This is a genomic window from Burkholderia sp. LFS061, assembly GCF_047978125.1.
In the GTDB taxonomy this organism is placed as follows: Bacteria; Pseudomonadota; Gammaproteobacteria; order Burkholderiales; family Burkholderiaceae; genus Burkholderia; species Burkholderia pyrrocinia_C.
In genome coordinates this window covers 238,056-247,643 of sequence record NZ_JBFPFS010000008.1, presented here as the reverse complement: position 1 = coordinate 247,643, position 9,588 = coordinate 238,056, and the positions used below count along the sequence as shown (strand labels likewise).

Below are 9,588 nucleotides of genomic sequence, written 5' to 3'. Positions count from 1 at the left end.
GCCGACGATGGCGATTTTCATGCGCTTATCTCCTGATGATGGGTTGGTGTTGTGGACGGCGTTGAGCCATGAACACAGTTTAGGGACGCGCAAAATCAGTTCCAAGACGAATCGCGGTCGAACGCGACGACTTCGTAGTCGCCCGTTTCACGCAGCATGTGAGCAATGGTGTGGCCGATCAGACCTGCGCCGACGATGGCGATTTTCATGCGCTTATCTCCTGATGATGGGTTGGTGTTGTGGACGGCGTTGAGCCATGAACACAGTTTAGGGACGCGCAAAATCAGTTCCAAGACGAAGAATGATGCGAAACGACCGATAATTTCGACGAAATGACGATCCATTTCGTCGAAACGACCAAATCATCTAAAAATCGCGTATAGCTCGTGCCGCAAGCGGACCGTTACGGCCTGCGTTCTCGAAGGCGGAAAGAAGGAGGAACGACGCGCGCGCTCGTCATGCGCGGAAATGCGCAAGAGAATGCGGCATGGATGCGTCGAACGACGCGTGGAAACGGCCGTCCGTGCCCCTGCGGAACATCGGGCACGGCGGTTCAACTATGTGGAGGCTCGTGCCCTCGGCGCGCACGAATGCGCTCGCGGATCAGGCAGATATCCGTGCGGAATACTCGACTGCGACATCAAATGCGATGTCGCGAGGTGTGCATCAGCCGCCGATCGTCCCGCGATCGATCTTGCGCGAAAGAATGATCGACGTCGTCGTGCGTTCGACGCCTTCGAGCGTGCCGATCTGGTCGAGCAGGTCGTTGAGGCGTTCGGGCGAATCGGCGCGCAGCCACGCGACGTAGTCGTACTCGCCGCTCACCGCGCACAGCAACTGCACTTCGGGCATCCGGTCGAGCTTGCGCAACACATCCTTGCCGAACTTCGGCGTGAGGATGATGCCGACATACGCGTAAATGCTCGCGTCGAGCACGTCCTGCCCGATCCGGACGCTATAGCCGGCGATCACGTTGGTGCGTTCGAGCCGTGCGATGCGTGCGACGACCGTCGTGCGCGCGACGTCGAGCTGGCGCGCGAGATCCGCGACACTTGCGCGCGCATCGGCTTGCAGCAGCGCGACGAGCTGCCGGTCGAGATCGTCGAGTTGGTCGAGACGGGGTGGACGCATGAGGCCGGGCCGGCGTGCGACGCGCCGGCTAAGTGGAAGGTGACGCGATGATAGCGCCGAACGCCGGTGCGCCCAAACGGCATCGCGCGCCGTCATGCGGTCTCGCTGCCTTGTTCGTGCACAACGACCGCATCCGGATCGCGCTTGCCGCTCACTTGCCGAGCCCGTCGCCGGTACGTGCCGGACCATCGCCAGCCCCGCACCGACCCGCTATGTCCCTTTCAATTTCGATTCGTATCGGATGTAAGCAAGTGTCGCTTTCGCTGCCGCGCTGCACACAACGTGCTACTAATAATGTGCGACGCGAGATGCGTGCTTACGGCAATTGCCGCCGCGCCCGCTCGCAAGACACCACCCCGGAGAGCCAACCATGAAGAAGATCTCGCTCACCCTCGCTACGCTCGCCGTTGCAGCCAGCGCGTTCGCGCAAACCCCGGCGCAGCCTCAAGCGCCCGCTCCGGCCACGACGGCTGCGGCCGCAGCATCGGCCCCGAGCGCCGAGCAGCGCGCGGCACGCCACGAAGCGCGCGTCGAGCAGCGCATCAAGTATCTGCACGACCAGTTGAAGATCACGTCGGCGCAGGAACCGCAATGGAAGACGTTCGCCGACACGATGCGTGACAACGGCGAAACGATGGGCCGCCTCTATCGCGACCGGATGGCCAAGCACGACGTCTCCGCGCTCGACGACATGAAGCAGTATGCGGAATTGTCGCAGGCGAACGCCGACGGCGCGAAGAAGCTCTCCGACGCATTCGCGCCGCTCTACGCGAGCTTCCCGGCCGAGCAGAAGGCGCTGGCCGACACGACGTTCCGCAGCTGGCTGAACCACGGCGGCGAGCACCGCGGCAAGGGCAAGACGAAGGGCAAGGAAGGCAAGGCGGCAGCCGCGCCGGCCGCAAGCGCACCCGCGCAACCCTGACGTCCTCCCTGCCGGCGCCGCGCTGCCCGTTACGGGCCGAACGGCGCCGCGCGTCCTGCCGGCGATCGGCGCGCGCCACACGGCGCGCCAAATTCGGGATAAGCTCCCGGCTTTTCCCGCACTTCCTCGCCATGCTCGAACTCAAGCACATCGATCTGCGTACCGACCCGCAGGCCCGTCGCGTCGTCAAGGACGAAACCGTCGCCGTTTCATTCGCACACGCCGACGGCGAACTGATGAGCCTCGAAGGCCCGAACCGCTATGTCGCGGGCGACGCGCTGATCACGGGCTCGACCGGCGACCGCTGGGTCGTATCGCGCGCGCGCTTCGACGCCAAATACCTGCCCGCCGATCCGGCACTCGCGCACGGCGCGCCGGGCGCCTACCGGAACCGGCCGGCCGTCGTGCTCGCACGCAGGATGGACGAGCCGTTTACGATCGCCCGCTCGGAAAACGGCGACACGCTGCGCGGCGTCGCCGGCGACTGGGTCATGCAGTATGCACCCGGCGATTACGGCGTCGTGCAGGCGCAGCGCTTCGCGCAGGTCTACCGCGACGCGTAATCCGCCGCGCCGGCATGAAGCCGGCGCGCATGCTCACGCAAAGTCTTCGTCGAGTTCGAGTTCCGCGCTGCGCTCGACGGCCTCGCCGGCCGCGTGGCGCTCCTCGAGCGACCCGAGCATCGCTTCCGTATAGGCATGCAGCACCGCATGGCTGCGCGCGCGCTGCATCGGCTTGAGCGCGAGATAACGCGCGAGCGCGGCCGGCACGATGCGGATATCGAGCGTCATCCGCTTCGGCGTCGCGCCGAAACGCATCGCGAGCCAGTGCACGGACAGGAACCGCCCGCGCTCGTCGCTGCTTTCGGCGAAGCGCGTCTGCTCCGGAAAGAGATCGCAGATCACGCGCGCGAGCGCGTCGAATTCCGCGCTCCGGCATTCGATCAGATAGTCGTCCATCCCGCCTCTCCCGTCAGGCAGCCGCACGCGGCGGCCGGCACGTCTTCACCATCACGACGACCAGGATCGCGGCCAGCACGAAATACGCGGCCTCGACCCATGCGGCCGGCAGCACGCGCACCTGGTACAGCAGCGCCGGCGCCGCGGCGAGCGCGTGCAGCACGATCGCGAGCGGCAACACGCCCGCACGGCCGGCGCGCACGCCGCGCCACACCAGCACCGACAGCGCAAGCTGCAACACGAACGCCGCGCAGCGTTCGAGCAGCAACAGCAGGATCGACTGCACCGACAGCGTCGCGAGCATCACGTGCAGCCGCACGACGGTATCGCCCGGCAGGTCGGAAAGCTGCGTCTCGAGCTGGCCGCGGCTTGCCAGCCACGCGAGATACGACCACTGGCCCCATACGAGCACGCCGACGAACCACGCTTCGGCGCCGCCGTGGCCGATCCCGTAGCCGATCGCGCGACCGTCGCCGGCCGACGTGCCGTAGCGCCGGTTCAGGAAACGCATCCCGAGATAACGGCCGACTTCCTCGAATACGGCGGTCGCGAGCGCGCTGTACGCGACGAACGCGAGCGGCTGCGTCAGCCAGCCATCCGCCGGCGTCTGGCTCAGCACGAGCCCGTGGAACGCGCGTTCGACGATCATCGCGAACAGCGTGAAGACGGCGACGCCGACGATCGTGTCGCGGCGGTTGAGCGCAAGCGGCTTGCGCAGGATACGGAAGAGGACGAGCGGCAGCAGCGCGATGATCAGCGTGGCGGCGATCAGCACCGCCAGCGTGACGGGAGCGACAGTCATGTATTTCCTTGTTCGGGGCAGCGCACCTGACGCGCTGCGTGCCCCGCATGATACTCAGCTTGCGGTCGACGCGCGCGCAATCAGCTCGCCCGGCAGCATCGCGACGCGCACGTCGCCCGCTGCGCCGTCGATCCGCTCATGCACGAATTCGACGGCCTTGTAGCCGATTTCGTAGGTCGGCTGACGGATCGTCGTGATGCCGATCAGCTCGGCCCATTCCGGATCGTCGATCGACAGCAGCGCGGCCTTCTGCTGCCACGCGGCGCCGAAACGCGCGCGCAGGTGGCGCGCGATCGCGAGCGCGACCGGCGCGTTCGCGGCGAACAGCGCCGCGCGCACGCCGCGCCGCGTTGCGTCGTCGATGCGCGTATCGAGGTCGGCGAGTGCCGCCGCGGCCGCGTCGGGCTCGTTCAGGTCGAGCACGACCGTCGACGGCACCGGCAGCCCGCGCGCGCCCAGCGCCGCGCGGAACGCTGCCTCGCGCAGGCGCCGCGAGCTGACGTGCTCGAACGGCTGCACGACGAAATGGATCGCGTCGAAGCCGTGCTCGATCAGGTGCGCGACCGCCGTCTCGATCGCATCGGCGTTGTCGAGGCCGATCAGGTCGGCCTCGAAACCCTCGACGGTCCGGTCGACGAGCACGGCCGGGATGCCGGCGCCGCGCAGCGGGCGCAGCACGTCCTCTTCGGCGCCGAGTGCGTTGACGATCAGCCCTTCGACACGGTAGGTCGTGAGCAGCTGCAGGAAGCGGCGCTCCATCTCGACCTCGTTCGCCGCGTGACAGATGAGCGGCATGTAGCCGAGCGCATGGCACGCGGCCTCGACGCCCTGCAGCACTTCGACGGTATAAGGATTGGTCAGGTCGGCCGCGAGCATGCCGAGCAGCCGGTTGCGGCCGCGCTTGAGCCCGCGCGCCATCTGGTTCGGCCGGTAGTTGAGGCGCGCGATCGCGGCCTCGATCCGCTGACGCAGATCGACGGACAGCACGTGCGTCTCGCCGTTCAGGTAGCGCGAAACGCTGGTCTTGCCCGTGCCGGCCTCGCGTGCGACATCGCTGATCGTCGCCGGACGCGGCGTGGAAGGTTGCGAATCGGTCACTGTCGTGCCTCACGACGTATGATCCGCGCCGCTTCGTGGGCAGACGGACCTTTGTTGTTGGAAACGTAAGCCACCCGGCAGACTCCTCTGTCGACCAGCGTTAGCGCTTTAGCGCTTACGCTGATCCCATGCTTCGCGGTCGATCGGCGCCGGCGCATCGGCGCCCGCTCCAGTCACGTGCAAAAGCAGTCGGCCGCACCGGACCTGGCGCGGATGCCCGTCGCCGAACGCCGCCGGCAGCGTTGCCGGGCCGTCGATGCGACAAGCGGGCGATCATAACGCAGCCAGCCCTCCGGCACCAAGACCGTCGACTCTAACGGCGCCGGCGCCCCGCCGGCCGGCTGTCTTCCCGTTACCCGGCGCGGCTCAGGCTCGCGCGAGCGCGTCCGGATTGACGAGATTCGCGCGCAGCGTGCCGGCCAGCGCGCCGACCAGGTTTTCCGCGGCGCAGCGCGCCATTGCGTGGCGCGTCTCGTGCGTCGCCGAGCCGATATGCGGCAGCGCGACGACATTCTTCATCTGCAACAGCGGCGAATCCGCCGGCAGCGGCTCCTTCTCGAATACGTCGAGCCCCGCGCCACGGATCGTGCCCGCGCGCAGCGCGTCGACCAGCGCGGCTTCGTCGACGACGGGCCCGCGTGACGCATTGATCAGGATCGCGCTGCGTTTCATCTTCGCGAATTCGGCCGCGCCGATCAGATGGTGCGTTTCCGGCGACAGCGGCACCTGCACGCACACGAAATCCGACTGCGCGAGCAGTTCGTCGAGCGTCACGCGCCGCGCGCCGTACTGCGTCTCGGCTTCGGCATGCGCGGACCGGTTCGCGTACAGCACCTGCATCCGGAAGCCGAGCGCAGCGCGGCGTGCAACCGCGCCGCCGATCCGCCCGAGCCCCACGATGCCGAGCGTCTTGCCCTGCACGTCGGTGCCGTACAGGTCCGGGCCGATGCTGCGATGCCAGTGGCCGGCCTTTACCCACTCGGCCAGTTCGACCACGCGCCGCGCGGACGCCAGGATCAGCGAAAACACCGTATCGGCGGTCGACTCGGTCAGCACGTCCGGCGTATGCGCGAGCACGATCCCGCGCCGCGTGAGATCCGCGACGTCGAAGTTGTCGTAGCCGACCGAGATCGTCGACCAGGCCTTCAGCCGCGGTGCGCGGTCGAGCATTTGCGGCGTGACCTTCAGGCTCGCGCCGATCGCGCCGTCCGCGCTGCCGAGCGCATCGGCGAGCGCGTCGGCGCCGTCGGCCTGCACGACGTCCGCATGCTCGCGCAGGTACGCGAGAACGTCATCGGGCAGCGGCTTGTACGCGACGATACGAGGCTTCATCAGTTTCATTTTCCTTGCAGCGGCGCGGCGAGCGGATGCGCATCGCGCGCCTGGGGTTTGACGGACAGCGTGAGGATCACCGCGGCGACGAGCGCGGCGCTCATGAACGCGTACGACGCGACGGGCGATCCGGTCGCCCCGTTCAGGTAGCCGACGAAGTACGAGCCGACGAACGAACCGAGCGCGCCCATGCTGTTGATCAGCGCCATCGCGCCGCCGGCGACGTTCTTCGGCAGCAGCTCCGGCACGATCGCGAAGAACGGGCCGTACGGCGCGTACATCGCGGCGCCCGCGACGACCAGCAGCGCATACGAGATCCAGAAATGCGACGAGCCGAGCGCGTACGACGCGGCGAACGCGGCCGCGCCGATCAGCAGGAACGGCCATACGAAGCCGCGGCGCGAGCCGACCTTGTCGGACGCCCACGATGCAGCGAGCATCGCGATCGTCGCCGCGAGATACGGCAGCGCGGACAGCCAGCCGGTCGCGACCATCCCGAGGTCGGAGCCGTTCTTGACGATCGACGGCAGCCACAGCACGAAGCCGTACACGCCGATGCTCCAGCAGAAATACTGTGCGCACAGCTTGATCACGGCCGGCGAGCGGAACGCCTCGCCATAATTGCGCACGGGTTTGATCGCTGCCTGCTCAGCTGCGAGTGCGGCGTCGAGGTCGCGCTTTTCCTGCGCGGTGAGCCACGGCGAATCGGCCGGCTTGTCCTGCACGAGGAACCACCAGCACACGGCCCAGAGGATGGCCGGTACGCCTTCGGCGATGAACATGTGGCGCCAGCCGAATTCGTGCACGAGATAACCCGACACGATCGACATCCACAACACGGTGACCGGGTTGCCGAGGATCAGGAACGTGTTCGCGCGCGAGCGCTCGCTCTTCGTGAACCAGTTGCTGATGTAGATCAGCATCGCCGGCATCACGGCCGCCTCGACGACGCCGAGCACGAAGCGGATCGCCATCAGCGACGGGATGTTGCTGACCACGCCGGTGAGCGCCGCGCAAGCGCCCCACAGCACGAGGCTGACGAACACGAGCTTCTTCACGCTGCGGCGTTCCGCATAGATCGCACCGGGGATCTGGAAGAAGAAATAGCCGAGGAAGAACAGCGCGCCGATCAGCGACGACAGGCCCTTGCCGATCCCGAGATCCTGGTTGATGCCGGCCGCCGCCGCGAACCCGTAGTTCGCGCGGTCGAGGTAGGCGAGGCTGTACGTGATGAACACGATCGGCATGATCGTCCACCAGCGTCGGGCTGCGAGATTGGTTGCCATCAGAATGTCTCCTTTGTTGACCGGGCTGACGCCTCAGCGCTTCGCGGCCGGAACCGGTGCGTCAGCACCGCTCCGGTCGCCTGCTTTGCCGTCCGGTCTCACGCAAAGCGGTGCTTGACGCACGAAATGGATCCGCGGATTGTGCCGTGTTCGGCCTCTCATTGCGCGGTGACGGTTTCCTCTAAGCGATCGGCGCGATTGCTGACATTTTCGAGCCGGTCGAGTGCTTCGCGCGTCGGCAAGCCTTCCGAATCGCCAATCACCTGGATCGCGAGCGCGCCGATCCGGTTGCCGCGCGCGACGGCCTGTTCGACGCTGCGGCCTTCCAGCAGCGCGCTGACCACACCGACCGCGAAGCCGTCGCCGGCGCCGACCGTGTCGACGACGCGTTCGACGCGCTCGCCCGCGACCGTGCCTTCGCGGCCGTCGGCCGTCCGGAAGTACGCGCCCTGCTCGCCGAGCTTGATCACGACGCCGCGCGCGCCCTGCGCGAGATAGAAGCCCGCGATGTCGGCCGGCGTGTCGCGCCCGGTGAGCTGCCGCCCTTCGGCGAGGCCCGGCAGCACCCAGTCGGCGAGCGTCGCGAGCGCATTCAGCGTCTTCGCCATCACGTCGGCGGACGGCCACAGCGTCGGGCGCAGGTTCGGGTCGAACGAGATCGTCTTGCCGGCCGCGCGCATCTCGCGCGCGAGCCGGAACGCGAGCTCGCACGACGTCGCGGAGATCGCCGGCGCGACACCCGTCAGATGCAGGTGGCGCGCACCGAGCACATAGTCGGCCACGTAGTCGTCGCACGACAGGTGGCTTGCGGCCGAGCCCTTGCGGAAATATTCGACGGTCGGGTCGCTGCCGTCGTCGTTGCGCGACTTCAGCTGGAAACCGGTCGGGTAACGCGGATCGACGGTCACGCATGATGCGTCGATGCCTTCGCGTGCGAGTGTGTCGAGCACGTAGCCGCCGAACGAATCGCGGCCGATGCGGCTCATCCAGCCGACCCGGAAGCCGAGCCGCGACAGGCCGATCGCGACGTTCAGGTCGGCGCCCGCGATCCGCTTCGTGAATTGCGCCGCATGCGCGAGATGGCCGGGCTCGGTCGCGACGAACATCGCCATCGCCTCGCCGTAGGTCACGACATCGAGTGCTGCTTTCATGAGTGAACTCCTCAGGATTCTTCTGCCGTCACGCCGTTGCAAGCCACGCGACGCGCCGGCGTGCATCGCCCGCCAGGTCGGCCGCGTCGAACGGAAACTCGATGCCGCGCGGCGCATGCAGCGGCAGCGCCGCGAGCACGCCGGTCACGAGCGGGTCGTTCGGCGCCGGCGCGGCCGCGAAACGGCGCGCGCCCTCGCCGGCGACCGCCTTGCAATGAATGTATTCCACATGCGGCGCGAGCATCTGCGCGCAGTCGAGCGGCGCTTCGCCCGGCCACTGCCAGTTGCCGATGTCGAACGTCATCCCGAGCGCATCGGGCATGCCCGCCGCGGCCAGCGCATCGAACAGCCCGCGGAACTGCACGAGCGCGCCGCCGACCGGAAGCTGGCCGTTCTCGACCACCACACGGGCACGCGCGCCGCGCGACAGCGCGACGATGTCGGCCGCATGCGCGTCGCCGGCGAAGCCGCCGAGCTGGAATTTCACGAAACGCGCGCCGAGCGCGTCGGCCTCCGCGAGCGCGTCGCGCAACGCGTCGGCGTCGAGCGCGCCCGTTTCCGTGTACAGCGTGGCCGGCGTCGAATAGACCGACCACAGCCCGTGGCCGGCCAGTTGCGCGCCGAGCGCGGCCAGCGCGCCGGGCGTCGCGTCGTCGACCGACGCGAACAGCTCGCGCCTCACCTCGAAGCCGGTCGCACCGGATGCCGCCGCGGTCGCGACGAATGCGCCGTGGCCCTCCTGGCGCACGCGGTCCATCCCGAATGCGCTCGCCACGATCACGATGTCTGCCATTTTGCCCTTTTTTACCGGAATGGAACCGGTTCCATTTGCTTGAGACGGATGGTGCGCTTCGCGTCGGACGCACGCCATAGAGGAAATCCCTAAGACCGGATGCCACGTTAACGC

At 67.7% G+C, this 9,588-nt stretch carries 10 protein-coding genes and 1 pseudogene; 2 read left to right on the top strand and 9 right to left on the bottom strand.

Going from position 1 to position 9,588, the window contains the following annotated elements:
• Positions 1-107: 107 nt before the first annotated feature.
• Positions 108-209, bottom strand: a pseudogene (locus ACNQQL_RS10605) (2-dehydropantoate 2-reductase N-terminal domain-containing protein); the annotation flags it as partial.
• A 457-nt stretch (positions 210-666) separates the two neighbouring features.
• Positions 667-1,131, bottom strand: coding sequence for an Lrp/AsnC family transcriptional regulator (locus ACNQQL_RS10600; protein ID WP_347064083.1), 465 nt, complete (start codon positions 1,129-1,131; stop codon positions 667-669).
• Between the two features lie 370 nt (positions 1,132-1,501).
• Between ACNQQL_RS10600 and ACNQQL_RS10595 the strand changes: the two genes are divergently transcribed.
• Complete coding sequence (locus tag ACNQQL_RS10595; protein WP_072441223.1) at positions 1,502-2,053, top strand: Spy/CpxP family protein refolding chaperone; 552 nt, start codon at positions 1,502-1,504, stop codon at positions 2,051-2,053.
• Positions 2,054-2,184: 131 nt separating this feature from the next.
• A complete protein-coding gene (locus tag ACNQQL_RS10590; protein WP_072441226.1) occupies positions 2,185-2,616 on the top strand; it encodes a PGDYG domain-containing protein in 432 nt (143 codons plus the stop codon).
• A gap of 33 nt (positions 2,617-2,649) precedes the next feature.
• On the opposite strand, the gene ACNQQL_RS10585 is transcribed toward ACNQQL_RS10590, so the two are convergent.
• From ACNQQL_RS10585 to ACNQQL_RS10555, 7 genes are all read right to left on the bottom strand, one after another.
• Positions 2,650-3,012 carry a DUF3022 domain-containing protein gene (locus ACNQQL_RS10585; protein WP_034181369.1) on the bottom strand — a complete coding sequence of 121 codons (363 nt, stop codon included), beginning with the start codon at positions 3,010-3,012 and terminating at the stop codon, positions 2,650-2,652.
• A 13-nt stretch (positions 3,013-3,025) separates the two neighbouring features.
• Complete coding sequence (locus ACNQQL_RS10580; protein ID WP_347064082.1) at positions 3,026-3,814, bottom strand: YhfC family intramembrane metalloprotease; 789 nt, start codon at positions 3,812-3,814, stop codon at positions 3,026-3,028.
• Positions 3,815-3,868: 54 nt separating this feature from the next.
• Positions 3,869-4,912, bottom strand: a complete 1,044-nt coding sequence (locus tag ACNQQL_RS10575; protein WP_072441232.1) for a LacI family DNA-binding transcriptional regulator — start codon at positions 4,910-4,912, stop codon at positions 3,869-3,871.
• A 366-nt stretch (positions 4,913-5,278) separates the two neighbouring features.
• Complete coding sequence (locus ACNQQL_RS10570) at positions 5,279-6,244, bottom strand: NAD(P)-dependent oxidoreductase (protein ID WP_347064081.1); 966 nt, start codon at positions 6,242-6,244, stop codon at positions 5,279-5,281.
• Positions 6,245-6,249: 5 nt separating this feature from the next.
• Positions 6,250-7,530 carry an MFS transporter gene (locus ACNQQL_RS10565; RefSeq protein ID WP_034181366.1) on the bottom strand — a complete coding sequence of 427 codons (1,281 nt, stop codon included), beginning with the start codon at positions 7,528-7,530 and terminating at the stop codon, positions 6,250-6,252.
• A gap of 158 nt (positions 7,531-7,688) precedes the next feature.
• Positions 7,689-8,681: a sugar kinase gene (locus tag ACNQQL_RS10560; protein WP_347064080.1), complete on the bottom strand. Its 993-nt coding sequence runs from the start codon at positions 8,679-8,681 to the stop codon at positions 7,689-7,691.
• A 28-nt stretch (positions 8,682-8,709) separates the two neighbouring features.
• Positions 8,710-9,474 (bottom strand): sugar phosphate isomerase/epimerase, encoded by a 765-nt coding sequence (locus ACNQQL_RS10555; protein ID WP_347064079.1) that lies wholly within the window; start codon positions 9,472-9,474, stop codon positions 8,710-8,712.
• Positions 9,475-9,588: the final 114 nt, after the last annotated feature.

Coding starts and splice junctions, on each gene's coding strand:
- ACNQQL_RS10560 (WP_347064080.1), bottom strand. CDS start 8,681: ATGAAAGCAGCACTCGATGTCGTGACCTACGGCGAGGCGATGGCGATG.
- ACNQQL_RS10580 (WP_347064082.1), bottom strand. CDS start 3,814: ATGACTGTCGCTCCCGTCACGCTGGCGGTGCTGATCGCCGCCACGCTG.
- ACNQQL_RS10600 (WP_347064083.1), bottom strand. CDS start 1,131: ATGCGTCCACCCCGTCTCGACCAACTCGACGATCTCGACCGGCAGCTC.
- ACNQQL_RS10585 (WP_034181369.1), bottom strand. CDS start 3,012: ATGGACGACTATCTGATCGAATGCCGGAGCGCGGAATTCGACGCGCTC.
- ACNQQL_RS10590 (WP_072441226.1), top strand. CDS start 2,185: ATGCTCGAACTCAAGCACATCGATCTGCGTACCGACCCGCAGGCCCGT.
- ACNQQL_RS10595 (WP_072441223.1), top strand. CDS start 1,502: ATGAAGAAGATCTCGCTCACCCTCGCTACGCTCGCCGTTGCAGCCAGC.
- ACNQQL_RS10570 (WP_347064081.1), bottom strand. CDS start 6,244: ATGAAGCCTCGTATCGTCGCGTACAAGCCGCTGCCCGATGACGTTCTC.
- ACNQQL_RS10565 (WP_034181366.1), bottom strand. CDS start 7,530: ATGGCAACCAATCTCGCAGCCCGACGCTGGTGGACGATCATGCCGATC.
- ACNQQL_RS10555 (WP_347064079.1), bottom strand. CDS start 9,474: ATGGCAGACATCGTGATCGTGGCGAGCGCATTCGGGATGGACCGCGTG.